Below are 25,831 nucleotides of genomic sequence, written 5' to 3' on the forward strand. Positions count from 1 at the left end.
ACCCCGCGGGCGGGCCGCGCGGCCCGCCCCTTTCCGAGAGCAATCACATGAAGGTCTATCTCGCCTCGATCGGCGCGGGGCTGCTGGTGGGCGTGGTCTACAGCCTGCTCAACGTCCGCTCCCCCGCGCCGCCCGTGGTGGCGCTGCTCGGCCTGCTCGGCATCCTGCTGGGTGAGCAGATCGTGCCGCTGGCCAGGCGCGTCTTCGCCGGCCACCCGATCAGCGTCTCCGTCATCATGGAAGACAGCCGCAACCACCTGTTCGGCCACCTGCCGTCGCGCGCCGCCAAGCCCGCCGACGAAGCGTAATTCCGGAGAACCCGCCATGGCAGCCACCGCCGCCCCCGACATGATCCTGCACAATGGCGGGATCACCAGTCTCGACCGTGCCAACCCGGCGCCCGAGGCCGTGGCCATCACCGCCGGCCGCTTCAGCGCGGTGGGCGAGGCCCGCGACATCCTGCCCACCGCCGGCCCCGGCACCCGCGTGATCGACCTCGGCGGCCGGCGGCTGATCCCGGGCCTGTTCGACAACCACCTGCACCTGATCCGCGGCGGGCTGAACTTCAACATGGAACTGCGCTGGGACGGCGTGCGCAGCCTGGCCGATGCGATGGATATGCTGAAGCGCCAGGCGGCCGTGACGCCGCCGCCGCAATGGGTGCGCATCGTGGGCGGCTTCACCGAGCATCAGTTCGAGGAAAAGCGCCTGCCGACGCTGGCCGAGATCAACGCGGCGGCTCCGGAAACGCCTGTCTTCATCCTGCACCTGTATGACCGTGCCCTGCTGAACGCGGCCGCCCTGCGCGCCGTGGGCTATGACAAGGACACGCCCAACCCGCCGGGCGGCGAGATCCAGCGCGACCCCGACGGCACGCCCACCGGCCTGCTGCTGGCCAGGCCGAATGCGACCATCCTGTACGCGACGCTGGCGCGCGGGCCGAAGCTGCCGCTGGAATACCAGCTGAACTCCACGCGCCACTTCATGCGCGACCTGAACCGGCTGGGTGTCACGAGTGCCATCGACGCCGGCGGCGGCAACCAGAACTACCCCGATGACTATGAGGTCATCCAGAAGCTGGCCGCGGACGACCAGCTGACCGTGCGCATCGCCTACAACCTGTTCACCCAGAAGCCGAAGCAGGAGAAGGAAGACTTCCTGCGCTGGACCAGTGAGAACAAGTACCAGCAGGGCGACGACTATTTCCGCCTGAACGGCGCGGGCGAGATGCTGGTCTATACCGCCGCCGATTTCGAGGATTTCCGTGTCGAGCGCCCGGACATGCCCGAGAGCATGGAAGGCGACCTGGAAAGCGTGGTGCGCGTGCTGGTGCAGAACCGCTGGCCCTGGCGGCTGCACGCCACCTATGACGAGACCATCACCCGGGCGCTGGACGTGTTCGAGAAGGTGAACGAGGAGATGCCGCTCGACGGGCTGCACTGGATCTTCGACCACGCGGAGACCGTCAGCGAGCGCAGCCTGGAGCGCATCGCGCGGCTGGGCGGTGGCGTCGCGGTGCAGCACCGCATGGCCTATCAGGGCGAGTATTTCGTCGAGCGCTATGGCGCCCGCGCCGCGGAGGCCACCCCGCCGGTGGCGAAGATGCTGGAGATGGGGGTGAAGGTCTCGGCCGGCACCGACGCCACCCGCGTCGCCTCCTACAACCCCTGGGTCGGGCTGTACTGGCTGGTGACGGGCCGCACCGTGGGCGGCACCCGCATCACGCCCGAGCGCAACACGCTGGACCGCGAGACCGCGCTGCGCATGCTGACCGAGAAGGTCACCTGGTTCTCCAACGAGGAAGGCAAGAAGGGCCAGATCGCGGTGGGGCAGCTGGCGGACCTGGCCGTGCTGGACCGCGACTATTTCTCGGTGCCGGGTGACGAGATCCAGGACATCACCTCGGTGCTGACGGTGGTGGGCGGGCGCATCGTGCATGGCGCGTCGGACTACGCGCCGCTGGCCCCCGACCTGCCGCCCGCCATGCCCGACTGGTCGCCGGTGCGCCGCTTCGGCGGCTATCAGCAGCGGCGGCAGACGCCCTTCGCGCGTGCCGTCTCCTGCTGCGCCACCTCCTGCGGTGTGCATGGGCACGACCATGCGCGGGCCTGGGCATCGGCCACGCCGGCCGGGCAGGATCGCGGCTTCTGGGGGGCGCTCGGCTGCTCCTGCTGGTCGTTCTGATGGCGCGCGCTCTCACCTTCCTCGGGCTGCTGCTGCTCTGCGCGGCCTACCTCCAGGGCGGGCTGAACAAGCTGCTCGATTTTCCGGGCGCGGTGGCGGAGGCGGAGCATTTCGCCCTGCCGCTGCCCACGGTCACGGCCGTGCTGACCATCATTCTCGAACTCGGCGCCAGCCTGCTGATCCTGACCGGGCGGCTGCGCTGGCTGGGGGCGCTGCTGCTGGCGGTCTTCACGCTGGCGGCCACCTTCATCGCCAACCGCTATTGGGCGCTGCCGCCGGGCCATGAACGCTTCATGACCGCCAATTCCTTCCATGAGCATCTGGGGCTGGTGGGCGCCTTCCTGCTCGTCGCCATCCGGGACCTGGCCCATGAGCGGTGAACCCAAGGGCGGCAGCTTCGCCCCGCTGCTGCAGCCCACCTTCGCGCTGCTGTGGTTCGCCACCGTCATCGGCAATATCGGCAGCTTCATGCGCGATGTGGCCAGCGCCTGGCTGGTGACCGATCTCGGCGCCGGGCCCGCCGCCGTCTCGCTGATCCAGGCGGCGGGCACGCTGCCGGTTTTCCTGCTCGCCATCCCGGCGGGTGTGCTGGCCGACATCCTGGACCGCCGGCGCTTCCTGCTGGCGGTGCAGGTGCTGCTGGCGCTGGTCAGCCTGTCGCTGATGGCGCTCGCCGAGACGGGCGCGATGTCGGTGGCCGCGCTGGTGGGGCTGACCTTCCTGGGCGGCATCGGCGCCGCCCTGATGGCCCCCACCTGGCAGGCCATCGTGCCGGAGCTGGTGCCGCCCCGCGACATCCGCAGCGCGGTGGCGCTCAACTCGCTCGGCATCAACATCGCGCGCGCCATCGGGCCCGCGGCGGGCGGGCTGCTGCTGGCCGCATTCGGCGCCACCATCACCTATGGCGCGGATGTCGCGAGCTATGTCGTGGTGATCGGCGCGCTGCTGCTGTGGCGCCGCCCGCCTGGCGAGGACGACCCGCTGTCCGAGCGCTTCGCCGGCGCCTTCCGGGCCGGGCTGCGCTATGCGCGCTCCAGCCGGGAACTGCATGTGGTGCTGGCGCGGGCGGCGCTGTTCTTCGTGCTGGGCAGCGCGATCTGGGCGTTGCTGCCGCTGGTGGCACGCCAGGTGCTGGGGGGCGACGCCGGCTATTACGGGCTGCTGCTGGGCGCGGTGGGGGCGGGGGCCATCCTGGGCGCCTTCCTGCTGCCCATGGCGCGCCGGCACCTGGACATCGACGGGCTGCTGCTGGGCGCCTCGCTGCTCACGGCGCTGGCGATGGTGCTGCTGGCGCTGGCGCCGCCGCGCATGCTGGCGCCGCTCGTGCTGGTGCTGCTGGGCATCGCCTGGATCACGGCGCTGACCGGGCTGAACGGCACCGCGCAGTCCATCCTGCCCAATTGGGTGCGGGGGCGGGCGCTCGCCGTCTACCTGACCGTGTTCAACGGCGCGGTCACGGTGGGCAGCCTGCTGTGGGGCGCGGTGGCGGAGGGCATCGGCGTGCCCGCCGCCCTGTGGGTGGCCGCCGCCGCCCTGACGGCCAAGGCGCTGCTGCTGCGCCGCTTCCCGCTGCCGCGCGGGGAAGCCGATCTCAGCCCCTCCCGCCACTGGCCCGAGCCGCTGCTGGCGGCACCGATCGAGCACGATCGCGGCCCGGTCACGATCCTGATCGAATACCGGCTGGCGCCCGGCACGGCGGCGGAGTTCCGCGCGCTGGCGCACCGGCTCTCGGCCGCGCGGCGGCGGGATGGCGCCTATAGCTGGGGCCTGGCCGAGGATGCGGCCGACCCCACCCGCGTCATCGAATGGTTCATGGTCGAATCCTGGGCCGAGCATCTGCGCCAGCATCGCCGGGTTTCCCATGCCGATGCCGATCTGCAGGGTGAACTGCGGCGCTTTCACATCGGCCAGACCCCGCCGGAAGTCAGGCATTTCCTCGCACTCTGAGCGTTTCACAGCTTTTCACGGCTTTTGGCTGTCTCACCGGCCGCTTCGGCCCGAAGCCTCCTCCGGCACCCGCCGGAGGGGGGCACCGATGAACCAGACCATGAATGCGGGGCTTGCCGCCTGGCAGGCCCGCAAGCTGACCGACCACATCGACACCAACCTGCCCGAGGACCTCAGCGTGGCGCGGCTGGCCACGCTGGTCGGGCTCAGCACCGGCTATTTCTCACGCGCCTTCCGCATCAGCTTCGGCACCTCACCGCATGCCTATGTGCTGCTGCGACGGCTGGAGCGCGCCAGGGCCCTGATGCGCCAGCCCGCCCATGCCCTGTCCGAGATCGCGCTGGAATGCGGCTTCTGCGACCAGCCGCACCTGACCCGGCGCTTCCAGGAGGCCATGGGCGTGAGCCCGGCGGCCTGGCGGCGCGAGGCGCTTTATTCGGCCGCCTGAGCGGCATCCATGGCGAGGGTCAGGCTGTCCATGCGGGGGGCATAGCGGATGCCCCCTCGCATGGCCCACAGGCTGGCCACATGCAGCAGCGGCACCATGGCCACATCCTCATGAAAGGCGAGGCGCGCGGCCTGGCGCCACAGGCCCTGGCGGCGCGGCGTGTCCGCCGTCGCCAGGGCTTGGGTCAGCAGCGCGTCCAACCGCGGGTCGCCGTATCCCGTGCCGTTCAGCGCGCCCATGCCGCGGCCGGCGTCGCGCGTGGCGAGAAAGGCGTTGAGGAAGCTGTTCGGCTCTCCCGGTCCGGTCAGCCAGCCGGACAGCGCCACGCTGAAGCGGCCCGCCGACAGGCGCGGGAAGAAGGCGGCCGGCGGCAGGACTTCGACCTCGGCCTCGATGCCGGCCTGCCGCCACATCTGGGCCACGGCCTGCAGCAGGCGCGTGTCGTTGGGAAAGCGATTGCCGGTGCCGGTCAGCGTCAGGCGCAGGCCATCGCCAAGGCCGGCCTCGGCCAGCAGGCGGCGCGCGGCGGCGCGGTCCATCGCGGGCGGTGCCAGCGCCGGATCATGGGACGCGCGGCCGGGCGGCATCAGCTGGCCGGCAGGTTCCGCCGCGCCGTCCATCACCTGTTGCGCCAGGGCCGCGCGGTTGACGGCCAGCGACAGGGCCCGCCGCACCCGGCGATCACGCAGCGGGTTGTCGGCGGCCGCCTGCCGGCTCATCGCCAGGAACATGATGCGCGTGCCGTCCTGCCGCGCCACATGCAGGCCCTCCGTGGCAGCCAGGCGGGGGCCGTCGCGCAGGGGCACGTTCTCGATCAGATCCACATCGCCGGCCAGCAGCGCCGCGACCCGGGCGGCGTCATGGGGCAGGATGCGCAGCCGGATTTCGCTCCAGGGCAGGGGCGCGCGCCCCCACCAGCCCGCGGCGCGCTCCAGCACGGCGCCCTGGCCCTGGCGGTATTCCGTGAGGCGATAGGGGCCGCTGCCGATCGCGGCGGGGCCGCCCGGGTTGAAGTCGCCGGGCTGGGCCGTGGCGGCGATGCGCGCGGGTACGATCATGATGGTCGTCAGCCCGTTCGGCAGCAGGGGCCCCGGCCCATGCGTGAACACGCGCAGCACCTGGGGCGAGACGACCTCCACCCGCTGCAGCCCGACCAGGAAGGGGGTGTAGCGCGCCGGGCTGTTGGCGATGGTCGCGGCGCGGCGCAGGCTGGCCGACGCATCCTCGGCCGTCACGGCCGTGCCGTCGGAAAACCGGGCGGCGGGGTCGATGCGCAGCTCCCAGCCGTCGCCGGACGGCAGCGGCGCCCAGCTTTCGGCCAGAAGCGGCAGCAGCCGGCCGTCGCCCGACCATTGCAGCAGGCTTTCATAGAGGTGCCGGTGCAGGGTGAAATTGCCGGCATCGGCGTGGAAATGCGGGTCCGCTGTGGTCGGCATGACAGAGAGGCCGATCCGCAGTTCCGCCGCGCCGGCGCCGCCGGCCAGTAGCGACAGCGCGAGCGCCGCCGTACTTCGCCTGAATATTCTCATGGGCAGAAAATAGCAGCTAGGCCCCGTAGCCGCCATCGATGGTCAGCACCGTGCCCGTCACGTAGGAGGCGCCTGGCCCGGCGAGGAACAGGATGCCGGCGGCCACTTCCTCGGCCGTGCCGAAGCGGCCGAGGGCGGTCGCGGCGCGCTGGCTCTCGGCGAAGGGGCCGTTGGCCGGGTTGCGGCTGCTGTCGATGGGGCCCGCCTGCACCACATTCACCGTGATGCCGAGCGGGCCGAGATCGCGCGCCGCCCCCTTGCTGAACCCCACCACCGCCGCGCGGCTGGCCGCGTATTCGGCCAGGCCCGGGGCCCCCGCATGGTCGGCCGCCATGCAGCCGACGGAGATGATGCGCCCGCCGCGCCGCATCAGCGGCACCGCGGCGCGGATGGTGGTGAACACCCCCTGCACATTGACGGCCGCCTGGGCGGCCAGCGCCGCGTCATCGGCATCCGGGTCATCCACCCCGCCGGTGGCGAAATGCGCGGCGTTGTTCACCAATATGTCCAGCACGCCGAAATCCCGGGCGACGGCCCGGATCAACCTGTGGATGTCCCCGGTATGGCCCTGATCGGCGCGATAGGCGCGGGCCAGGCAGCCGCGGCCCTCGGCGCAGCGCACCAGCCGGGCGGCGGCTTCCTCGTCGCGGCTGTAGCTGATGGCCAGCGCCGCCCCCGCGTCCGCCAGCGCCAGCGCGGCGGCGCGCCCGATGCCGCGCGACCCGCCGGTGACCAGCGCCACCTTTCCCGACAGCCTGACCGACACGCCGCGTTGTTCCCCTCTGCCTGGCCGGACATGCTGACAGGCGCCCCAGGGGTTGGATTGGAGATTTATGCGGTGTCGGTGGCGGCGAGCAGCGCCCGCGCCTCAGCCAGCAGGGGGCAGGCGGCATCGGCCGGGAAGCGGTTCAGGATCGCGGCCAGGCGGTCCCGCTCCGCCTCGCAGCCGGCCCGGCCCATCCGGCCCAGGCTCACGGCCGCGCGCAGCGACCAGGCATGCGCCTGCTGGCGCCCGGCCACGGCCAGTGCCTCCGCGAACTGGGCGGCGGCTTCCTCCTCGCGGCCCTGCACCAGCAACGCCTCGCCGATCAGGCGGATGTATTCGGCCTCGAACCACAATTCATGCGCGCCGCGCGCATCGGCCAGCGCGGTCAGCAGGGTCGCGAGCGCCTCCTCCGGCCGGCCGAGCCGCAGCTGGGCCCGCGCGACGCCGGCGCGCATCATCGGCATGCGGGCGGTAAATGCCGTCGCCGGCATCTGGCCCAGCCTTTCCTGCAACAGGGCCAGCCCCGCCGCGGTGTCGCCCGCCTCGATGCGTTCCAGCGCCAGGTAGCAGTCGCTCCAGAGCACCCAGCCCCGCGTCTGGCGGTATTCGGCCTGCATCAGCGCGCGCAGCGCCGAAGCCCGCTGCATGTCGCCCTGCAGATAGGCCAGCGGCCAGGAGGCGAGGCCCAGGGCGAAGATCTCGCTGAAGGGGTGCTGCATGGCGCGCGCCTCGCCCAGTGCCTCCTCAGCCACCGCCATGGCCCGCGCCGTCTCGCCCTGCAGCCACAGGATCCGCGCCAGGGTAGCCCTGGAGAGGATACGCTGGTCATAGAAATTCAGCTTGCCCTGATGCGGGCGCAGCAGGCCGGTCGGATAGCGCGCCAGCATCCCCTCGGTCAGCCGGCGCGCTTCAGCCTGCTCACCCATCATATGCAGCACATAGCCTTCGAGGCGGTCGCCGACCGGCCCGTCCTCCAGCAGGCCCGCGCTCCAGGCCAGCTCGCGGAAGCGGCGGGCATGGCCCAGCGCCTCGCGGTAGTCGCGGCGCATCGAACCCAGCGCCAGGCCGTTCAGGGCGCGCAGCTGGTGGTCCACGTCGCCCAGCTGCTCCGCGAAGACCAGCGTGTTGACCCAGGCCGATTCCAGCGTGCCGGACAGGAAGACGGTGATGGTGCCGAGCGCGGCATAGAGGCGCATGCCCTGGCGCGGATCGGGCTCAACCTCGGCACGGAAGGCGGCGACGGCGTGTTCCAGCCGGCGGCGCGCCTCATCCACCAGCCCGCAGGCGGACCACAGCGGCACGGCCGCCACCGTCAGCACGATGCCCATCCCCGGCAGCGCGCCGTCGCACAGGCACCAGTCGATCGCGCAGCGCAGGTTGTCCAGGTCCGGCATCAGCCGGGCCCGGGCCTCGGCCACCGGCAGCTTGTCCCACAGCGGCTCGGCCTCGCTGAACAGCTGGGTATAGTAGCGGGCATGGGCATCGGCGACGGAGCCGGCCTCCCCGGCCTCGGCCAGCTTGTCGGCCAGATACAGCCGCGTGGTGTCCAGGCAGCGATAGGCCTGTTCCTCCAGCCGCGGCTGCAGGGTCAGGAAGGATTTGTCGAGCAGCCTTCCCACCAGGTCGATCACCTCCACCGGGTCCTGGCCGGGCTCGGCGGCGATGGCGATGGCGGCATCCATCGGGAAACAGCCCTGGAACACCGACAGCCGGCGCGCCACGCGCTGTTCCTCGGCGCTCAGCAGGTCGTGGCTCCAGTCCAGCGTGGCGCGCAGCGTCTGGTGGCGGGGCAGGGCGGTGCGCCGGCCCTGCATCAGCAGGCGGAAACGGTCGTGCAGCCGGTCCGCCAGCACCTGCAGGCCCAGCTGCGGCACGCGGGTGGCGGCCAGCTCGATGGCGAGCGGAATGCCGTCCAGCTGGCGGCAGATGCGCGCGACCAGCGGTGCCTCGGCGTCGCTCATCTCCTCGGGCGCGCCGGCGGCGCGGACCCGTTCCCGGAACAGCGCCACCGCCGGGAAGGACGCCACGGCCTGGGCCGTCAGCGCCTCGCCTTCGGGCGGGCTTTCCATGGAGGGCAGGCGATAGGTCCATTCGCCCTCGGCGCGCAGCGGTTCCCGGCTGGTGGCCAGCACCCGCACGCGCGGGCCGGCCGCCAGGATCTGCTCGGCCAGGCGCGCGGCCTCCGCGATCACATGCTCGCAGCTGTCGAGGATGATGAGGCGGTGCGCCTGGTCCAGCAGCGCCTCGAAGCGGCCCGGCGCGCCCTCGGCGCCGTGGTTCAGCGCGCCCAGCAGCTGCCCGGCCGCCAGCGTGCCGTCGGTCAGCGCGCCCAGGTCGATCATGATGGGGGGCTGCTCGAAGCGGGCGGCCACCCGCTGCGCGACGCTGAGCGCCACCGTGGTCTTGCCGACGCCGCCCGCGCCGATGACGCTGACGAAGCGGTGCCGGCCCAGCGCCTCGTCCAGCAGCGCGATCTCGGCATCGCGCCCGACCACGGATTGCAGGCGCACCGGCAGCTTGCTGGCGGCGGGCGGCGCGGGCTGGGGCGGCTGGGCCTGCACCGGGGCCACGAAGCTGTAGCCCCGGCCCGGCACGGTCAGCACATGGCGGCCGTCGGTCTCGCTGTCGCCCAGGGCGCGGCGCAGGGCGGCCATCTGGGCGCGCAGGTTGGAATCATCGACGTGCCGCCCAGGCCAGACGGCCGCCACCAGCATGTCGCGTTCCAGCACGGCGCCCGGATGCCGGACGAGCGCGATCAGCAGATCGAGCGCCCTCTGGCCGATCCGCACCTCCTTGGCGCCGCGCAGCAGCATCTTGCGGGCCGGCAGCAGCGTGAAATCCCCGAAGCGGATTTCCTCGGCGCCCATCCCGCGGCCTTCGTCAGGCATGCAAGTTGGATCTCGACATCGCACCGCAGCAGATAGCGGGAAGCGGCGCCGCGATCCAGGGGCGGGTGCTAGGCGGCCCCGAAATCCCACCAGAGACCCGCCACCAGCCCCAGCCCCTCGCGGAAGAGTGACCCCAGGCCGTGCTCATCGGGCCCGTGCTGGCTGCAGCCGCCATAGGAAAGCGGGATCCAGATAACCGGCGTGCCCAGCGCCTCGCGGAAGAACTCCGAGGGGCCCGACGCTCCGATATTGGGCACGATATTGGGCCGGCGCCCGGCGGTGCGCGCCATGGAGGCCACGGTGCGCTTCACCCAGGGGTCCTCCGGATCGGTGCGGGAGGCGGGGAAGTACTGGCGCTCCGTCACCGGCCGCACATCGACCATGGACAGGCCACGGGCATCCAGATGCGCGCGCAGCGCAGGGATGATGCCGTCCGCCGGCACGTCCACCGTGTGGCGCAGCTGGATGCGCGCCTTCGCCGTGCCGCCCACCGCGTTCACCGGGGATGCCGGCTGGCCGCTGATCGAGGCCAGCACCACGGCGCTGGACCACATGAAGATGCGCTCCGCGCGGGACATGCCGGGCTCGCCCCAGCCGGCATCGGCGCTGGGGGCGCCGGCCAGGTCCTCGGTGATGACGGCGGCGCAGGCGTCGCGCACCGCCTGCGGGATCTCGGCGGGCGTCCAGCCCGGCACCAGGATGCGCCCGTCCTGCGAGACGATGGAGGCGATGGCATGGGCCAGGATCACGCCCGGGTCGGTCAGCAGCCCGCCCCAATGGCCGGAATGGAAGCCGCCTTCGCGCAGCTCCACCACCAGGTCCATCGCGGCGCTGCCGCGCGTGCCGAGCGTCACCTCGGGGATGGTGGTCGATTGACGCAAGCCATCGAAGGCGATGAACACATCGGCCGCGCACAGCGCGCGGTCGCGCTCCAGCATCGCCTTCAGCCCCGGGGAGCCCGCCTCCTCGCCGGTCTCGACCATGACCTTCACGTTGAAGCCGAGGCGGCCGCGCTCGGCCAGCACGGCGGCGAGGGCCTCGATGGCGACCAGATGCTGGCCCTTGTTGTCCACCACGCCGCGGCCATAGAGGCGGTCGCCCTCGACCGTGACCTTCCAGGGGTCGAGGCCCGCGCGCCACAGCTCCGGCATGCCGCGCACCACGTCGCCATGGCCGTAGATCAGCACGGTGGGCAGGGCCGGGTCCTCGATGCGGGTGGCCAGCATGGCCGGGCCGTGGATGGGCTCCGGGTTATCCAGCAGACGCACATCGAAACCCATGCCCGCCATCATCGGGCCCAGCACGTCGCGGGCGTAATGCTCCAGGTCGGGCTTGCGGCCGGGCGGATGGCTTTCGGTCGGCACGGCGACCAGCGCGCTCAGGCGCTCCAGGAATCGGCCGTCATCGTATCCGGCATGGGCGCGCGCGATCGCGCCGTCACGGGTGGCACCCATGGCGTGGTCCTCACTGTCAGAAAGGGGCGGGCGCCTGGCGGCGCCCGGTATGTCAGCCGTCGATGCGGATGTTCGCGGCCGAGATCACCCGCCGCCAGCGGGCGATATCGAAACGCATGAACTCGTCCAGCTCCTGCCGCGTGTGGGTCATGGGCGACAGGCCCAGATCACCCATGCGGGCGGCGAAATCCGGCTGGCGCGTCACGGCGATGGTGGCGTCATACAGGCGCTGCGCGATCGGGGCAGGCAGTCCGGCCGGGCCCATCAGCGCGATCCAGCCATAGAAGTCATAGTCCGGCACGCCCTGGTCGGCGATCGGCACGACATCCGGCATGAAGGGCGAGCGCTCCTTCGAGGTCACGCCCAGCGCCCGCAGCCGGCCGGTGCGCACCAGGTCCGCCGTGGCCACCAGCGTGTCGGAGGCCAGCAGGATCTGCCCGGAAAGCAGGTCGTTCATCGCCGCCGCCGAACCGCGATACGGCGCATGCGTCATCCGCACGCCGGTCAGCGTCTCGAAATACGCCATGGCCAGGTGCGACGTGGAACCGTTGCCCGAGGAGCCATAGAACAGCCGGCCCGGATTGGCCCGGGCATAGGCGATCAGCTCCTGGATGTTGTGCACCGGCAGGGACGGGTTCACCACGAACAGATGCGCGCCGATGGACAGCGGCGCCACATGGGTGAAGTCGCGCACGGGGTCATAGGGCAGGTTCGGATACAGCGCGGGCGCGATGGTCAGCGGCCCCGCATTGGCGATGCCGAGCGTGTAGCCGTCAGCCGGGGCGCGGGCGACGAATTCGGTGCCGATGGTGCCGCCGGCGCCGCCGCGGTTATCCACCACCACCGGCTGGCCGAGGATGTTCATCATCCGGTCGGCCACGAAGCGGGCCACCAGATCCGACGAGTTGCCGGGCGGGTAGGCGACCACGAGGCGGATCGGCTTGTTGGGGAAGGAGCCCGTCTGGGCCAGTGCGGGGGCGGCGAGCAGCGCCGCGGCACCGGTCAGCGCCACGCGGCGCCCGGGGTGGAAATTCGTCTTGGTCATGCAGTTCTCCTGGCCTCTCGGTGGGCCGGCGTTCCCCGTCTGGCCGGACCCTAGCAGGCCGGAAAATGTTGACAAGCTGTTTTTATGATTGTAAGACAAAAAGACAAATTTGCCGTATGAACGGCCCCCGTTACCGCGCTGCGGCAATCGGCTATGCAACATCGATGGACGGAAACCCGAGCGGATGGACGGCACCATGGTGGCTATGACGGATGACGCATTGCTTGTGGCGGGACAGGCGGTCAGCCTGCGCTCGCTGGTCGCGGACCGCTTGAGGCTGGCCATCATCACCGGACGCTTCCACCCGGGCCAGCAACTGCGCGAACGCGAGCTGTGCGAGCTGACCGGCGTGAGCCGGCCTTCCCTGCGTGAGGCATTGCGTGTGCTGGAAGGCGAGGGGCTGATCACCACCATCCCGCATCGTGGCCCGATGGTGACGGCACTGATGCCGGAGGAGATCGACCAGATCTACGCCCTGCGGCAGGTGATGGAGAGCTTCGCCGCCCGCGAATTCGCCAAGGCCCGCCGCCCTGCCGATATCGCGGCGCTTGAGGCCGCGATGACGAAGCTGGAGGCGCTGGTCGACACCGGCACGCCGCTGGAGCTGTTCGAGACCGGCACCGCCTATTACGCCACGATCGCCGCCGGCAGCGGCAATCCCTATCTGGCCCAGACGCTGGGCGCGCTGCACAACCGCATCGCCCTGGTGCGCTTCATCTCCCTGCACCAGCCCGCGCGCAACCGCCACAGCTTCGCCGCCCTCCGTGCCCTGGCCGAGGCCATCAAGGCAGGGGACGCCGCCCGCGCCGAGGAACTCAGCACCGCCCATATGGCGTCCGTCGGCGCCCGGGCCCGCATGATCGTCGAGGCCGGCTATCGCCTGCCCGAAAACGCCCCAGCCGCCTGAAGATGGGCGGCCTGAATTCCGGGAAAGAGAACCGCATGACCAGCCAAGCCGCCATCGAGCGCGTCGACAGCGCCGAGATGATGCGCCACCTGACGCATATCGCGCCCTATGTGAAGCTCAGCGGCTCCGCGCAGGAGGCCGAGAGCCTGCGCTACATCCAGTCCGTGCTGGACGGCTACGGCTATGCCACCACCTGGATCGAGCACGACGCCTATATCAGCCTGCCCGGTGCGGCGCGCGTGACCGTCGATGGCCGGGAACTCAAGGCCATCACCCATTCCATGTCGCAATCCTCGCTGCCCGGCGGGTTGTCCGCGCCGCTGGTCTATGTGGGCGACGGCACCGAGGCCGATTTCGCGAAGCAGGACGTGACCGGCTGCATCGTGCTGGCGGAGGGCATCGCCTCGCCCCCCGTGTCCTTCCGTGCCTCGCGCGCCGGCGCGCTGGGGCAGCTGCACATCTCCCCGCATGAGCACCTGCACGAGATGTGTCTGTCCCCCGTCTGGGGCAACCCGTCCGACGAGACGCTGGCCAACATGCCGAGCACGGTGGTCTGCACCGTGTCCGACGCCGATGGCTCCGCCCTGCGCGCGGCATTGGCCGGTGGCGCCCGACCCGCCGTGACCCTGTTCGCCGAGGTCGATACCGGCTGGCGCAAGACGCCCCTGCTGGTGGCCGAACTGGTCGAGCCCGGCCAGGACTTCATCCTGTTCAGCGGCCATCACGACACCTGGTACGAGGGCGTGATGGACAACGGCACCGCCAACATCACCATGATGGAAGTGGCGCGCGTGGCCGCCCAGCAGCGCGCCGACTGGAAGCGCGGCCTGCGCCTGTGCTTCTGGTCCGGCCATTCCCACGGCCGCTACTCCGGTTCCTCCTGGTACGCCGACACGCATTGGCAGGAGCTGGAAACCCGCTGCGCCGTGCACGTCAACATCGACAGCGTCGGCGCCAAGGGCGCCAGCGTGCTGTCCGAGGCGCCCACCGCCATCGAACTGCACGGCCTGGCCCATGACGTGATCGAGAAGCAGTCCGGCCAGAAGCTCAAGACCAAGCGGATCGGCCGCGGCGGCGACGAGAGCTTCTGGGGCATCGGCATTCCCGCCATGTTCATGGCCTTCTCCGAGCAGGTGCCGGGCAATGTGAAGATGCGCCATGCCCTGGGCTGGTGGTGGCACACCTCGGGCGACCTGCTGGACAAGATCGACCCCGAGAACCTGGCCCGCGACGGCCGGATCTACCTGGAGATCATCCACCGCCTGCTGAGCGCCGAGGTGCTGCCCATCGATCACGCACGGCAGCTCGACGCGCTCTCCGCCGAACTGGCCAAGCTGGCCCCGCCCGGCCTCGACCTGGCCGACCTGCAGGGCGACATCGCCGCCCTGCGCACCGCGCTGGAGGCCGCCCGCGCCGATTGGGACGCGCCCCGCCTGAACGCCGCCCTCATCCGCCTCTCCCGCGCGCTCGTCCCCCTCGACTACACGCGCGGCGACCGCTTCATCCACGACCCCGCCATGCCCGCCGCACCCTGGCCCAGCCTGGACCCGCTGCGCCGCCTGGCCGCCGCCACGCCCGACACCGACGCGGCACGCCACCTCGCCGTCTCGGCACGCCAGGCGCGCAACCGGGTGGCCCATGGGCTGCGTGAAGGACTGAAGGCGCTTGGGGGGTGAGGGCGTGCTCCGGGGGTTTCACCCCCAGGCCCCCACCAAGGGCTCTGCCCTTGGAACCCGCCAAAGGCCGAAAGGCCTTTGGAAACCGGGAGTTGAAAAAGCCGGAGAGGGACATCGTCCCTCTCCGGCTTTTTCAATTAACTCAAGTGGGTCCAGGGGCCACAGGCTCCTGGCGGGGGGTTCCAAGGGGCGGCGCCCCTTGATGGGGTTCAGGGGCGAAGCCCCTGTGCGCCCTTGCCCCCCCAGGCTGCCCTCAATCACTCAGGCGCCCGGGCCAACCAGAAGCGCATCCGGCCGTCTGCGAAGGCGGGCACGGTGAAGCCGCGGCGGGAGGCGAGGAGCATGGGTTCGCGGTAGAGTGGGATCATCCAGAAATTGGCGCGTTCGATGGCGAAGGCTTCCGTCAGCAGGGCGGTGCGGCGGGCGGGGTCCATCTCGGTTGCGATGCGCTCGACAAGGGTGTCGAGGGCCGGGTCGGAGGTGCGGCCGGCGTTCCAGCTGCCGCGTTGCTGGCTGCGGGTGGCGAGCACGTTGTTGAGGATGGAGAAGCCGTCGAGCTGGGGCGTGTTGGCCCAACCCATCAGGTACATGTCCTGGTCGCGCGTGCGGAAGCGCTGCATGTAGGCGGCGAAGCGCAGCCCGCTGTAGGTGACGCGGATGCCCACGCGCGCCCACATGGCCGCCGAGGCCTGGCAGAGGCGGTCTGCGTTGACGAAGCGGTCGACCGGGCATTCCAGCGTCATGGCGAAGCCGTCCGGGTAGCCGGCCTCGGCGAGCAGGCGCTTCGCGCCTTCGGGGTCGAAGCGGGCGCGCTGCACGGATTGGGCGTCGTCGTAGCCGGTGATCTCGGAGGCGATGAGCGCGTGGGTGGGGCGCGTCAGCCCGCGCATCACGCTGCGGGTCACGCCGTCGAGGTCGAGCGCCATGGTCATGGCCTGGCGCACGCGGCGGTCGGCCAGCGGGTTGCGGTCGCCGCCGCCGGAGGTGCGGTGCGCCTCATCCACGTTGAAGCCGTAATACATCACGCGCAGGTCCTGGGCCTCGACCAGGGTGATGTTGGGGTCACGGCGCAGGCGCTCGGCGTCCTGCAGGGGGGTGGGGGTGATGACGTCCAGCTGGCCGGAGAGCAGGGCGGCGAGGCGGGTCGCGTCATTCGGCACGGGGCGGAAGGAGACACGGTCGATGTTGTGCGCGCGCCGGTCCCACCAGTCGGGGAAGGCTTCCAGCACGGTTTCGGAATCGAGTGTGCGGGAGACGAGGCGGAACGGCCCGGTGCCGTTGGTGTTGACGTTGGCGTAGCCCGCGCTGCCGCGCGCGGGGTCGGTCGGCAGCGAGGCATCGTGCCGCTGCATCCAGGCCTCGCTGAGGATGGCCACGCCCGCCAGGTCGTTGATCAGCACGGGGTAGGGGCCGCGCAGGATGACGTCGACGGTGTCGGGGCCGCTCTGCTCCACTTCCTTGATCATGTGCGTGACCGAGGCATAGGGCGAGTTGGGCACGCTGGCCCGCCGCAGGGAGGCCACGACATCGGCGGGCGTCATCGGCGTGCCGTCATGGAACTTCACGCCCTGGCGGATGGTGAAGCGGTAGCGGTCGGGCGCCAGCACCTCCCACCGCGTCGCCAGCCCCGGCTCGAAGCGCAGATTGGCGTCGAGGCGGACGAGGCTTTCGTAGATGTTGCCCAGCAGGGCCGCATTGGCGGTGCTGAACACGCCATGCGGGTCCATGGTCGTCACTTCGCCGTTGTTGCCCCAGCGGATGCTGCGCTGGGCCTGGGCGTCGGGCGCGGCGAGGAGGGCGAAGGCGGCGGCCGCGATGGCCCAGCGAAAACGCTTCATGCGTTGCTCCTGTCGAGCGGGAAGATCGGGCGGCGGACGTGCCGGTAATCGAGCGACAGCAGGTCGAGCGTCGCGACGCCGGGGCCGGTGCAGTCCACGTGGCCGCGGGCCAGCGGGAGGAAGGCCGGGCGGTGGTTGGTCTTGGATTTCAGCACGATGTAGCGGTAGCGCGTGGGTTCCAGCCCGAAGATGCGGTACTGGAGCGGGTCCAGCGCCTCGACGCGGCCCTCGCTGACCACCAGCGTCACGCGCCCGGCGTCCAGCACCACGCAGCGGCCGAGATCGACCGGCATGCCGGTGAAGATCGGCCCCTCCACCGTGAAGCGGCCGAGGGCGATGGTGCGCACCGTGCCGGTCAGGCGCAGCGGCACCAGCGGCTCCTTCAGCGCCGGAATGGGCATCTTGCCGCCGATATCGAGGGTCACGGTCGCACCCACGCCGGCCGCGATCATCTCGGCCACCGCCTGCGGGTCGCAGATCGGGCCGGCCAGGATGCCGTCCAGCCCTCGTTCGAGGGCGGCCGCGACGACCGCCATGGAATCCATGGTGCCGCCCGAATGGCAGTTGTCGGAGAAGTCGGCGAGGATCACCGGGCCTTCCATGGCGGCCGCGCGCTCCATGGATTCCGCCAGCGGCTCGAAGGGGGCCGAGCGGAAATCCTCCCGCAGGGACCAGGCGAGGTCCGCGATGGCCTGGGCGGCGGCGCGGGCGGCCTCCGCATCGCCGTTCGCGGTGGCCACCACGGTCATGCAGGTGTCCTCGGTATCGGCGAGGGGAAAGCCCGTGAAGACGGTCATGCAGGGCATGCCGGCGGCCTCGGCCGCGTCGGCGGCCGCGATCAGGCGCGACATCGGCTCCCGGTCGGTCAGGCACTTCACCATGTCGGGCATCATCGGCACGCGGGCCGCGACGGTGACGGGGTTGAGGCGGCCTTCCAGCACATCCCGCAGCAGGCGGCCGGCCTTGCGCCCGGTCTCCGGCATGTCCGTGTGCGGGTATGTGCGATACCCCGGCATCACGCTGCAATTGTTCATGAACTGGTCGGAGAAATTGGCGTGGCTGTCGACCGAGACCCCGATCGGCAGGCCGGGCCGCGCCGCACGGATGCGTCGCAGCAACTCGCCCTCACCATCCGGAAAGCCTTCCGCGACCATGGCGCCGTGCAGGTCCAGCATCATGGCGTCGCAGCCGAGCGCGGCTTCGCACAGGATATCCGACAGGCGCTCGAACGCGTCGCGCTCGACGGGGCCGGAGGGTAGGCAGCGGGCGGCGATGGGCACCGTCACCTCGGCGCCCATTTCCTCCGCGATGTCGAGCAGCCCCGACAGGCTGTAGCCGGAATGGCGGAAGGCCCTGTAGGCGTCGGCGCCGTAAAGCGGGCCGTCGGGCCCGAAATCCTTCCAGCGGGTGGGCACGGGCGAGAAGCTGTTCGTCTCGTGCTTGAACATCCCGGCGACGATCTTCATGGCGTCAGGCGCGCCGCACGGTCTTCAGGTAGGTATCCTTCTTGACGATCAGCCCGTCCCGGAACTCCCACAGGTCGCAGCCCTGCACGTCGATGGTCTTGCCGTCGGCCGTCTTGCCGGTCATGCGCCAGGCCGTGACGGCGCGGTCGCCCGAGGCGAACTCGTAGTCACGCGCGAAGGAAAGATCGGGCATGCTGCCGTAGACGGCGGCCAGTGCCTCCCGCACGGCGGCCTTGCCCTTGATGGCGCGGCCCGCGGGTTCCGGCCCCGCCGCCGCGCAGAAGGTACAGTCCTCGGCGAAGAAGGCCATGATGCGGTCCAGGTCGCGGCTGTTGAAGGCCGCGCCGATGTCCTGCATCAGCTCTGGGGTCACGCTCATGGACATTTCTCCTGGACAATGATTTGTCCAGGAAGCTTGGGGGCGAAGCAAAACCCCGTCAATGCGGCGCGGCGTCAGCCGGCCAGGGTGCGCATCGCGCGGCTGCGCGTTTCGGCGGCAGCGGCGACATGCGCGCGCCAGCCCGCCACCTGCGCGTGCTCGGTGGCCAGCGCCGCGTGCATCGCGGCCGCCATGCGCCGTACCTCGGCGGGTGCGGGCCCGCCCAGTGTGGTGCGCGTCATCACGCAGCGCGTCGGGTCCAGCGCCTCTGCCACCTGTCCGGCCGAAAGCCCGGCCTTGTGGCCCGCGACCTCGATCGAGGCTTCCTCGACCAGCGCCAGCGTCGCCTCATGCGCGCCTAGTCCCGCATCCATCAGCCGGCGGACGACCGCGCCCGCCACATGGTGGGCCGTGCGGAAGTCCATCCCACCGTGCCGCACCAGCAGATCCGCCAGGTCAGTCGCCGTGGAGTAGTTGGCGCGCGCCCGCGCCAGCAGCAGGTCGGCCTTGGGTTCCGCCCCGGCGGCGATGATGCGGGCCAGCGCCAGGGCACGCAGCGCCTCGGTCAGCCCGCCCCACACCATGGACAGCGCCTCGCGGTTCGCATCCAGCGTGTTGGTGAAATGGCTGCCGCGGATGCAGGCGCCCGCCGAGGTGAAGGCCGCGATCACATGGGATGCCTTTGCCTTCAGATGCTCCAGCACGATCGGGTTCTTCTTCTGCGGCATGATCGAGGAAGTGCCGCAGATGGAATCCGGGAACTCGACGGCCGAGAACTCATGGCTCACGAAGACATGCATGTCCTCGGCGAAGCGCGACAGGGTCAGCGCCAGCTCGGCCGCGGCGGCCGTGATCTCCAGCGCGAAGTCGCGGCTGGCCACGCAGTCCAGCCCGTGTTCCAGCACGCCGTCGAAGCCGAGCAAATCGGCCACCATCGGCCGGTCGATCGGGAAGCCGGTGGTGGCGAGCGCCGCCGCACCCATGGTGGACAGGTTCACCCGCTTCCACGCATCCAGCAGCCGCCCGGTGTCACGCGCCAGGGCAGAGGCGATGCCCGTCAGGTAGTAGCCGAAGGTGATGGGCTGCGCCGGCTGCAGATGGGTGTAGCCGGGCATCACCACCTCGGCGAACAGCACCGCGCGCTCCAGCAGGATGGCACGCAGGGCGTGGGCGCCCTCAAGCAGCTGCAGCAGCAGCTCGCGGGCGCGCAGCCGGTCCATGGCGGCCGACAGGTCGTTGCGGCTGCGCGCGATGTGCAGCCGGCCACCCGTATCGGCGCCGGTCAGCTCGATCAGCCGCGCCTCGATGTTGAAATAGGCATCCTCGCGCAGCGGGTCGGCCTCGATGGCCTCATGGCCTTCGGCGTCCATGTGCAGCAGGGCGGCGGCGATGTCGCGCGCCTGGGCGGGCGTGACGATGGATTGCTTGGCCAGCATTAGCAGATGCGCCTGGTTCAGCGCCGAAATCAACGGGAAGGCCACGGGCAGGTCACCGGCCACGCGGGGGCCGTAGATGTGTTCCACGACCTCGGGCGCGATGGATTGGGTCAGCCGGCGGCTGACCTTGGAGGCGTCGTTCATGATGGGGCGTTCCTTGGAAGAACAGTCTTCTTTTTCTGTAGAAAAAGAAGCAAAAAGACTTTTGTTAGTTTTGGTTCGAACTAACTAAAATGTAATTATTTATTTTCTAAAATAAACAAAAGTTTTTTGGTTCTTTTTTGCAAAAAAAGAACATCACAGCGACGCCGCATCCGGCGCCGCCACGACAGCGCGCGTCCCGCCCTTCGCCAGCCGCCGTTCCAACCAGCGCGACAGGAGCGACAGGCCGGAGCTGATGACGAAATAGACCGCCAGCACCACGCCATAGATCTGGAAGGACGGGTTCACGCCCAGCATCACCGTGCTTCGCTCGATGATCAGCCCACCGGCCTTCAGGAACTCCGTGACGCCCACCAGGGCGCCGAGCGAGGTGGACTGGAACAGCAGTGCCAGCAGGCCGGTATAGGCGGGCAGCACCGCGCGCGTCGCCTGCGGCCACAGGATCAGCAGGTAGATCTTGGCCGTATGCAGGCCGAGCGCGCGCGCGGCCTCGGTCTGGCCGGCGGGCACGGAGGTGATGCCGGCGCGCACGATCTCGGACGCATTGGCCCCACCCCACAACGACAGGCCGAGCGCCACGGCGGGGAAGGGTTCAAGCGGCACGCCCACGAAGGGCGCGCCGAAGAAGATGGTGAAGATGGTGACGATCAGCGGGATGTCGCGGAACGTCTCCACATACAGCGCCACGGCGACGCGCAGGGGCTTGGGCTTCAGCGTCGCCAGGCTGCCCAGCACCACGCCGATGGCGGAGGATGCCAGCAGCGTGACCAGGGCGAGCGACAGCGTCGCCTTCAGCCCGATCCACAGCAGCGGCAGGTTTTCAATGATCAGGTTCATCGGCGGAACGGGGCCTGCAGGCGATGTTCGAGCAGCCGTACCGCGAAGGACAGGCTGAGCACGACGGAGAGATAGCCCACCAGCAGCACCGCCAGCATCTCGAAGGCGCGGAAGTCCGACGCGATGCGGTCGAAGGCGACACCCGTCAGTTCCTGGATGCCGATGGCCGACAGGTAGGCGCTGTTCTTGATGACCGAGACGCAGGTGTTGAGCATGGAGGGTAGCCCCACGCGGATGGCCAGCGGCAGCCCCACCAGCCGCAGATACTGCGCCTGCGTGAGGCCGAGCGCGCGGGCGGCTTCCTTCAGGCCCGGCGCGATGGCGGCCAGGCCGCCGCGCACATTCTCGATCTGGAAGGCGCCGGCCCACAGCGTCAGGCACAGCACGCCCGAGGCGAACAGCGAGAGGGTGAGGCCGAGCGTCGGCAGGCCGAAGAAGATGAAGAACAGCTGCACCAGGATCGGCGTGTTGCGGATCAGCTCCACATAGGCGGCGATGATGTGCGAGAGCACCGGCACCTTCGCCACCCGGATGCTGGCCCCCACCAACCCGATCACGATCGAGAAGAGGACGGCCAGCGCGCTCGCCTGCACGGTCAGGGACAGCCCGCGCAGCAGCGCGGGCAGCCAGCGGACCAGATAGGCGAGGTCAAACTCCATCAGCGAGCCGCCGGGCGCGGGTCGTTGAAGGCGGAGAGGTAGAAGGCACGGGTTTCCTCAGGCACCCACTGGGCGACCCAGCGGTTGTACAGGTCCTCGCGCTTCATGCGGTCCAGCGCGGCATTCACCCAGGCCATCCACTCGGGCTCGTTCTTGCGCACGCCGACGGCGGCGTCGGTGACACCGAACGGCTCACCCACCAGGCGCAGGGAGGGGTCGCGCGCGGCGATCACGATCAGCGTCGCGGCATCATGCGAATAGGCATCACCGCGGCCCTGCAGCAGGGCGGTCAGCGCGTCCGACGCGGTGTTGAGGCGCAGCGTGTTCAGGTTCGGCATGTTCGCATCGAACCACAGCGCCTGGGTGGAGCCGCGCAGCATGATGACGGTGCGGCCCGCCACATCGTCCAGCCGGCGGATCGGGCTGTTCTGGCGCACCAGGATGTCGGAGCCGCCCCAGCGATAGGGGTTGGAGAAATCGATCACGCGGGCACGGTCGGGCGTGACACCCAGCGTCGCGATCAGGAAATCCACCCGGCGGGCGTTCAGCTGCGGGATGCGGTTTTCCGCCGTCACGCAGGTCAGCTCGACCTTGTCCGGGGAACCGAAGGCCCAGGTCGCCATCTGGCGCGCCATCTCGACCTCGACGCCCGCGAAGCCGCCATCGGCACCGCGGAAGCCGTAAGGCGGCTGGTCGCAGCGCACACCGGCGCGCAGAACGCCCGCCGCGCGCATGCCCGACGGCAGCGGCGGCAGGTCCTGTGCCATCGCAGGCGTGGCGATGCCCAGGGCGAGAAGGGCGGCGCCGAAGGCGCGGCGGAAGGTCTTCATGGTCAGCCTCCTGTGGTCAGTGATGGTCTGGCACGCGGCCCAGGCGCTCGGCGAGCACCTCGCCCGGGTTCGCCGCGAAATCGGCGAGGTGGTAGGCGGCAGAGGCGGCGGGCACGAGGGCGCGGCGCAGCGGCGCGAAGGGAACGGCGGGGAAGGGGATGTCGGCGAAGAAAGCGCGGCGGTTGGTCCGTCCCAGCATCAGCTGGGCCGCATGCCAGCCCAGGAAGCTCATCAGCGCCACGCCGTTGCCGTTGCAGCCCACGGCATGCAGCACGCCGTCCTGCTCGGCCACATGCGGCAGGCGGTCCGCCGTCATGCCCACATAGCCGCCCCAGGCATGGGTCAGGCGGATGGGTTCCAGCTCCGGGAAGATGCGCAGCATGCGCGCGCGCATCAGCGGCGCCAGCTTCGTGGGCGTGGTCTGGATCGCGCGCGGGCGGCACCCGAACAGCAGCCGGGTGCCGTCGGGCGAGGGGCGCAGATAGGTCAGCTCATTGCGGCTGTCCGTCACCATGCGCAGCCTGGGGATCAGCCGGGCGAGCATGCCCTCGGGCAGGGGCTCGGTCGCGATCTGGAAGCTCATGACCGGGATCACGCGCTTCTCCAGCCAGGGGCTGGCGGCGTCCGTGTAGCCGTTGGTGGCATAGAGGATGTGGCTGGCCCGCACCTGGCCGCGATCGGTGTGGGCGATGTGGCCGCCCGGCACGCGTTCCGTGCGCTGCACGCGGGCGTGGCTGTGCAGCGTGGCGCCGGCACCGCGCGCCGCACCCCGCAGGGCGCGGTTCAGCTTTGAGGGATGCACCCCGCCGTAATCCTCGACCACGAAGCCGCCGTGGAAATAGTCGCTGCCCACTTCCTGGCGCTGTTCGGCGCGCGAGAGGATGCGGATCGTGACGCCGGTCTTGCGGTGCAGGGTCTCCGCGTTGCGCTTCAGCGTGTCCAGGTGGCTGGGGGCGAAGGCGCCGAAGAAGCGGCCGACCAGCTGCAGGTCCGCGTCCAGGTTTTCCCGCGCCACCAGCTCCTTCAGGAACTCGAAGGTGGCCTTGCTGTCCTCCAGCGCGGCCGCGGATTTCTCGGCGGGCAGGCCCTTCAGCGCCTCGGTCAGCACCAGCTTCTGGCCGGAGCTGACCATGCCGCCGGAGCGCGAGGAAGCGCCGCCACCCAGCGGCCCGCCATCCAGCACCGCGACCGAGGCACCCGCGCGCGCGGCCTCCAGCGCGGCCGACAGGCCGGCGAAGCCGCTGCCGATGATCAGCACATCGACATTGCCCGGCAGCGGCGCGGCGCTCGCGTCCTCGGGCGGCGCGGCCTCCCACCAATAGGGGGCTTCGCGGAACTCGGGGTGGAACGAGGAATCGGTCATGTCAGGTCCCTTGGGCCCCCGGCGAGGCCCGCGTTATTGACACTCAACGGACATGATGCCGTCAAATGCCTTGAAACGCTGTTCCCATAACCCAGAGGCATGGACTGCATGGATCTGAAGCAGGTCGAGGCCTTCCGCGCGGTGGCGCGGCATGGCGGTTTCTCCCGCGCGGCGCGGGCGCTGGACGTGACACAGCCCTCCCTCACGCGATCCGTCGCGCGGCTGGAGGAAGCCGTCGGCTTCCCGCTGTTCCTGCGCGGCCACGGCGCCGCGCGGCTGACACCCGAGGGCGATGCCTTCCTGCGGGAGGTGGAACGCGCCTTCACCGGGCTGGAGCGCCTGCGCGTGGCCGCGCAGGACATCCGCCATTTCGGTACCGGCCGGCTGCGGGTGGCCTGCCTGCCCGCGGTGGGCGGCGGCTTCATGCCGCGCGCGATCAGGCGTTTCGTCGCGAACTATCCGGAGGCCACGATCTCCCTGCAGGTGCGGCCTTCCGCCACCGTCTATGAATGGGTGGCCAGCCGGCGCTGCGACGTGGGGGTGGCGGCGCCGCGTCCGGGCTTCGCGGCGGTGGAGGAAGAACCGTTGCTCGACATGGCGGGCGTGCTGGTGATGCCGCGCGGCCACCCGCTGGCAAAGCTGCGCCGGACCCTGACGCCCGAGGATGTCGCCGATGAGCCCTTCCTGGCTTCCTCGCCCGAGGACGGCCCGCGCCATGCCGCCGATGAGGCCTTCGCCTCGCTGGGGTTGAAGCCGCGCATGCGGGTGGAGACGCAGTTCGGCAACACGCTGTGCGCCCTGGTGGCGGAGGGGCTGGGCGTTGCCGTGGTGAACCCGGTGGTGGCGCGCGATCATGCGCGGCTGCCGATCGTGGCCAGGCCCTTTCTGCCGGAGGTGCGCTTCACATCCCGGCTGCTGCGGGCGCGCAACAGCCCGCTGGACCGGCTGGCCGAGGCCTTCATGGCCGTGCTGCGGGAGGAGGCGGCGACGGCGATGGGATGAGGTGGGCGGGGGGCGCGCCCCCCCCCCGCGCCCCTGGGGCTCAGCCCTCCGACCAGGGCTGGCGCTGCCACATCTGGCGGAAGCGGCCATTGGCTTCCTCCAGCCGGTCGCGCCAGGCGGGGCCTTCCAGATAGTCCATGTCGGTGAACTGGATGCGGCACTGTTCCTTGAAGGCCGGATCGTTCGCGACCTTCGCGGTGGCTTCGCGCAGGCGTGCCACCACATCGGCCGGCGTGCCCTTGGCCACCACGATCCCGCGCTCCGAGCTCATGGTCACGTCGAAGCCCGCATCCTTGAAGGTGGGCACATCCGGCGCGAAGGAGGAGCGCACGGCGCCGCCCTGCACCAGCATGCGCACGCCCTGGGGGCTGGCCGCGACCTCACCCACGTTCAGCCCGCCGACCTCGACCTGGTTGCCCAGGATGGCGGTGCGCATCGGGCCGGCGCCGGGGAAGGGCACATGCACCAGCTTCACGTTCGCCGCCGCCTGGAACAGCACCAGCGCCAGATGCTCATCCGTGCCCACGCCGGTGGAGCCGAAGGTGATGGTCTCCGGCGCCTGGCGCGCGCGCGCGACGAGATCGGCGAAGTCCTTGATCGGGCTCGCGGCCGGCACCGAGAAGGCGGAGGGGTCGGCCACCAGGTTCGCGATGTACTCGAAGTCATTCAGGTTGAACTGCGGCGTCCGGCGCTCGATCGGCAGCGTGACCAGCCCGGGCATGTTCGTGATGCCCAGCACATGGCCGTCGGGCCGCGCGCGGGCGACATAGGCAAGCCCGATCTCGCCGGAGGCACCCGGGCGGTTGTTCACCACGACCGAGCCGCCCAGCTCCTTCTCAAGGAAGCGGGCGAAGGTGCGGGCCGTGACATCGGTGCCGCCGCCGGCGGCGAAGCCCACGATCAGCTCCATCGGCCGGTCGGGGAAGCGGGCGCGCTGTGCCAGGGCAGGGGTCGAGAGCGCCGTGGCGGCAAGCGCCATGAAGGCCGGGCGGCGGCCGAACGCGGTGGTCATGGG

General features: G+C 70.6%; 22 protein-coding genes. 8 read left to right on the forward strand and 14 right to left on the reverse strand.

The window, feature by feature from the left end; translation table 11 throughout:
• Positions 1 to 47: 47 nt before the first annotated feature.
• The 5 genes from EOD42_RS08115 to EOD42_RS08135 all read left to right on the forward strand — a co-directional run bounded on the left by EOD42_RS08115 (position 48) and on the right by EOD42_RS08135 (position 4,579).
• A complete protein-coding gene (locus EOD42_RS08115) occupies positions 48 to 308 on the forward strand; it encodes a DUF1427 family protein (protein WP_127786986.1) in 261 nt (86 codons plus the stop codon).
• 16 nt (positions 309 to 324) lie between these two features.
• Positions 325 to 2,184 (forward strand): amidohydrolase, encoded by a 1,860-nt coding sequence (locus EOD42_RS08120; protein ID WP_127786987.1) that lies wholly within the window; start codon positions 325 to 327, stop codon positions 2,182 to 2,184.
• A complete protein-coding gene (locus EOD42_RS08125) occupies positions 2,184 to 2,564 on the forward strand; it encodes a DoxX family protein (protein ID WP_127786988.1) in 381 nt (126 codons plus the stop codon). Before EOD42_RS08120 ends, EOD42_RS08125 begins: the two co-directional genes overlap by 1 nt.
• On the forward strand, positions 2,554 to 4,131 hold the full coding sequence (locus EOD42_RS08130; protein ID WP_127786989.1) for an MFS transporter: 1,578 nt from the start codon (positions 2,554 to 2,556) through the stop codon (positions 4,129 to 4,131). Before EOD42_RS08125 ends, EOD42_RS08130 begins: the two co-directional genes overlap by 11 nt.
• A gap of 88 nt (positions 4,132 to 4,219) precedes the next feature.
• Positions 4,220 to 4,579: a helix-turn-helix domain-containing protein gene (locus EOD42_RS08135; protein ID WP_164867829.1), complete on the forward strand. Its 360-nt coding sequence runs from the start codon at positions 4,220 to 4,222 to the stop codon at positions 4,577 to 4,579.
• Here the strand turns inward: EOD42_RS08135 and EOD42_RS08140 are convergent.
• The 5 genes from EOD42_RS08140 to EOD42_RS08160 form a co-directional block, all read right to left on the reverse strand.
• The gene (locus EOD42_RS08140) at positions 4,564 to 6,108 is read right to left on the reverse strand and encodes an ABC transporter substrate-binding protein (protein WP_164867830.1); all 1,545 of its coding nucleotides are present in this window, start codon (positions 6,106 to 6,108) and stop codon (positions 4,564 to 4,566) included. The genes EOD42_RS08135 and EOD42_RS08140 overlap by 16 nt on opposite strands.
• 16 nt (positions 6,109 to 6,124) lie before the next feature.
• The gene (locus tag EOD42_RS08145) at positions 6,125 to 6,874 is read right to left on the reverse strand and encodes an SDR family oxidoreductase (RefSeq protein ID WP_127786992.1); all 750 of its coding nucleotides are present in this window, start codon (positions 6,872 to 6,874) and stop codon (positions 6,125 to 6,127) included.
• Positions 6,875 to 6,939: 65 nt separating this feature from the next.
• On the reverse strand, positions 6,940 to 9,762 hold the full coding sequence (locus EOD42_RS08150; RefSeq protein WP_127786993.1) for an ATP-binding protein: 2,823 nt from the start codon (positions 9,760 to 9,762) through the stop codon (positions 6,940 to 6,942).
• Positions 9,763 to 9,830: 68 nt separating this feature from the next.
• Entirely contained in the window at positions 9,831 to 11,216 is a 1,386-nt protein-coding gene (locus tag EOD42_RS08155) for a M20/M25/M40 family metallo-hydrolase (RefSeq protein ID WP_127786994.1), read from the reverse strand.
• A gap of 52 nt (positions 11,217 to 11,268) precedes the next feature.
• Positions 11,269 to 12,261 carry a Bug family tripartite tricarboxylate transporter substrate binding protein gene (locus tag EOD42_RS08160; RefSeq protein ID WP_164867831.1) on the reverse strand — a complete coding sequence of 331 codons (993 nt, stop codon included), beginning with the start codon at positions 12,259 to 12,261 and terminating at the stop codon, positions 11,269 to 11,271.
• A gap of 184 nt (positions 12,262 to 12,445) precedes the next feature.
• On the opposite strand from EOD42_RS08160, the gene EOD42_RS08165 reads away from it, so the two are divergent.
• On the forward strand, positions 12,446 to 13,168 hold the full coding sequence (locus EOD42_RS08165; RefSeq protein WP_127786996.1) for a GntR family transcriptional regulator: 723 nt from the start codon (positions 12,446 to 12,448) through the stop codon (positions 13,166 to 13,168).
• A 35-nt stretch (positions 13,169 to 13,203) separates the two neighbouring features.
• Positions 13,204 to 14,844 (forward strand): M28 family peptidase, encoded by a 1,641-nt coding sequence (locus tag EOD42_RS08170; protein WP_164867832.1) that lies wholly within the window; start codon positions 13,204 to 13,206, stop codon positions 14,842 to 14,844.
• A gap of 257 nt (positions 14,845 to 15,101) precedes the next feature.
• On the opposite strand, the gene EOD42_RS08175 is transcribed toward EOD42_RS08170, so the two are convergent.
• The 8 genes from EOD42_RS08175 to EOD42_RS08210 all read right to left on the reverse strand — a co-directional run bounded on the left by EOD42_RS08175 (position 15,102) and on the right by EOD42_RS08210 (position 23,814).
• The gene (locus EOD42_RS08175; RefSeq protein WP_127786998.1) at positions 15,102 to 16,682 is read right to left on the reverse strand and encodes an ABC transporter substrate-binding protein; all 1,581 of its coding nucleotides are present in this window, start codon (positions 16,680 to 16,682) and stop codon (positions 15,102 to 15,104) included.
• Positions 16,679 to 18,148 (reverse strand): M81 family metallopeptidase, encoded by a 1,470-nt coding sequence (locus tag EOD42_RS08180; RefSeq protein ID WP_127786999.1) that lies wholly within the window; start codon positions 18,146 to 18,148, stop codon positions 16,679 to 16,681. Before EOD42_RS08180 ends, EOD42_RS08175 begins: the two co-directional genes overlap by 4 nt.
• Positions 18,149 to 18,152: 4 nt before the next feature.
• Positions 18,153 to 18,527: a nuclear transport factor 2 family protein gene (locus EOD42_RS08185; RefSeq protein ID WP_206020295.1), complete on the reverse strand. Its 375-nt coding sequence runs from the start codon at positions 18,525 to 18,527 to the stop codon at positions 18,153 to 18,155.
• Positions 18,528 to 18,601: 74 nt separating this feature from the next.
• Positions 18,602 to 20,107, reverse strand: a complete 1,506-nt coding sequence (gene argH, locus EOD42_RS08190) for an argininosuccinate lyase (RefSeq protein ID WP_127787001.1) — start codon at positions 20,105 to 20,107, stop codon at positions 18,602 to 18,604.
• Between the two features lie 153 nt (positions 20,108 to 20,260).
• Positions 20,261 to 20,962, reverse strand: coding sequence for an amino acid ABC transporter permease (locus tag EOD42_RS08195; protein WP_127787002.1), 702 nt, complete (start codon positions 20,960 to 20,962; stop codon positions 20,261 to 20,263).
• On the reverse strand, positions 20,959 to 21,621 hold the full coding sequence (locus tag EOD42_RS08200; protein ID WP_127787003.1) for an amino acid ABC transporter permease: 663 nt from the start codon (positions 21,619 to 21,621) through the stop codon (positions 20,959 to 20,961). Before EOD42_RS08200 ends, EOD42_RS08195 begins: the two co-directional genes overlap by 4 nt.
• Positions 21,621 to 22,451 carry a transporter substrate-binding domain-containing protein gene (locus tag EOD42_RS08205; RefSeq protein ID WP_127787004.1) on the reverse strand — a complete coding sequence of 277 codons (831 nt, stop codon included), beginning with the start codon at positions 22,449 to 22,451 and terminating at the stop codon, positions 21,621 to 21,623. The genes EOD42_RS08200 and EOD42_RS08205 overlap by 1 nt, the downstream gene beginning before the upstream one ends.
• Before the next feature lie 16 nt (positions 22,452 to 22,467).
• Positions 22,468 to 23,814 carry an NAD(P)/FAD-dependent oxidoreductase gene (locus EOD42_RS08210; protein WP_127787005.1) on the reverse strand — a complete coding sequence of 449 codons (1,347 nt, stop codon included), beginning with the start codon at positions 23,812 to 23,814 and terminating at the stop codon, positions 22,468 to 22,470.
• Positions 23,815 to 23,913: 99 nt separating this feature from the next.
• On the opposite strand from EOD42_RS08210, the gene EOD42_RS08215 reads away from it, so the two are divergent.
• Entirely contained in the window at positions 23,914 to 24,816 is a 903-nt protein-coding gene (locus EOD42_RS08215) for a LysR substrate-binding domain-containing protein (protein ID WP_127787006.1), read from the forward strand.
• Positions 24,817 to 24,856: 40 nt separating this feature from the next.
• Here EOD42_RS08215 and EOD42_RS08220 read toward each other — a convergent pair whose 3' ends face one another.
• Positions 24,857 to 25,828, reverse strand: a complete 972-nt coding sequence (locus tag EOD42_RS08220; RefSeq protein WP_127787007.1) for a tripartite tricarboxylate transporter substrate binding protein — start codon at positions 25,826 to 25,828, stop codon at positions 24,857 to 24,859.
• Positions 25,829 to 25,831 lie beyond the last annotated feature (3 nt).

The organism is Rhodovarius crocodyli (assembly GCF_004005855.1).
GTDB classification, from domain to species: Bacteria; Pseudomonadota; Alphaproteobacteria; order Acetobacterales; family Acetobacteraceae; genus Rhodovarius; species Rhodovarius crocodyli.

Excerpts from the sequence above, each read along its gene's own strand:
- EOD42_RS08115 (WP_127786986.1), top strand. The coding sequence starts at position 48 with ATGAAGGTCTATCTCGCCTCGATCGGCGCGGGGCTGCTGGTGGGCGTG.
- EOD42_RS08120 (WP_127786987.1), top strand. The coding sequence starts at position 325 with ATGGCAGCCACCGCCGCCCCCGACATGATCCTGCACAATGGCGGGATC.
- EOD42_RS08125 (WP_127786988.1), top strand. The coding sequence starts at position 2,184 with ATGGCGCGCGCTCTCACCTTCCTCGGGCTGCTGCTGCTCTGCGCGGCC.
- EOD42_RS08130 (WP_127786989.1), top strand. The coding sequence starts at position 2,554 with ATGAGCGGTGAACCCAAGGGCGGCAGCTTCGCCCCGCTGCTGCAGCCC.
- EOD42_RS08135 (WP_164867829.1), top strand. The coding sequence starts at position 4,220 with ATGAACCAGACCATGAATGCGGGGCTTGCCGCCTGGCAGGCCCGCAAG.
- EOD42_RS08140 (WP_164867830.1), bottom strand. The coding sequence starts at position 6,108 with ATGAGAATATTCAGGCGAAGTACGGCGGCGCTCGCGCTGTCGCTACTG.
- EOD42_RS08150 (WP_127786993.1), bottom strand. The coding sequence starts at position 9,762 with ATGCCTGACGAAGGCCGCGGGATGGGCGCCGAGGAAATCCGCTTCGGG.
- EOD42_RS08155 (WP_127786994.1), bottom strand. The coding sequence starts at position 11,216 with ATGGGTGCCACCCGTGACGGCGCGATCGCGCGCGCCCATGCCGGATAC.
- EOD42_RS08160 (WP_164867831.1), bottom strand. The coding sequence starts at position 12,261 with ATGACCAAGACGAATTTCCACCCCGGGCGCCGCGTGGCGCTGACCGGT.
- EOD42_RS08165 (WP_127786996.1), top strand. The coding sequence starts at position 12,446 with ATGGACGGCACCATGGTGGCTATGACGGATGACGCATTGCTTGTGGCG.
- EOD42_RS08170 (WP_164867832.1), top strand. The coding sequence starts at position 13,204 with ATGACCAGCCAAGCCGCCATCGAGCGCGTCGACAGCGCCGAGATGATG.
- EOD42_RS08175 (WP_127786998.1), bottom strand. The coding sequence starts at position 16,682 with ATGAAGCGTTTTCGCTGGGCCATCGCGGCCGCCGCCTTCGCCCTCCTC.
- EOD42_RS08180 (WP_127786999.1), bottom strand. The coding sequence starts at position 18,148 with ATGAAGATCGTCGCCGGGATGTTCAAGCACGAGACGAACAGCTTCTCG.
- EOD42_RS08185 (WP_206020295.1), bottom strand. The coding sequence starts at position 18,527 with ATGAGCGTGACCCCAGAGCTGATGCAGGACATCGGCGCGGCCTTCAAC.
- argH (WP_127787001.1), bottom strand. The coding sequence starts at position 20,107 with ATGAACGACGCCTCCAAGGTCAGCCGCCGGCTGACCCAATCCATCGCG.
- EOD42_RS08195 (WP_127787002.1), bottom strand. The coding sequence starts at position 20,962 with ATGAACCTGATCATTGAAAACCTGCCGCTGCTGTGGATCGGGCTGAAG.
- EOD42_RS08200 (WP_127787003.1), bottom strand. The coding sequence starts at position 21,621 with ATGGAGTTTGACCTCGCCTATCTGGTCCGCTGGCTGCCCGCGCTGCTG.
- EOD42_RS08205 (WP_127787004.1), bottom strand. The coding sequence starts at position 22,451 with ATGAAGACCTTCCGCCGCGCCTTCGGCGCCGCCCTTCTCGCCCTGGGC.
- EOD42_RS08210 (WP_127787005.1), bottom strand. The coding sequence starts at position 23,814 with ATGACCGATTCCTCGTTCCACCCCGAGTTCCGCGAAGCCCCCTATTGG.
- EOD42_RS08215 (WP_127787006.1), top strand. The coding sequence starts at position 23,914 with ATGGACTGCATGGATCTGAAGCAGGTCGAGGCCTTCCGCGCGGTGGCG.
- EOD42_RS08220 (WP_127787007.1), bottom strand. The coding sequence starts at position 25,828 with ATGACCACCGCGTTCGGCCGCCGCCCGGCCTTCATGGCGCTTGCCGCC.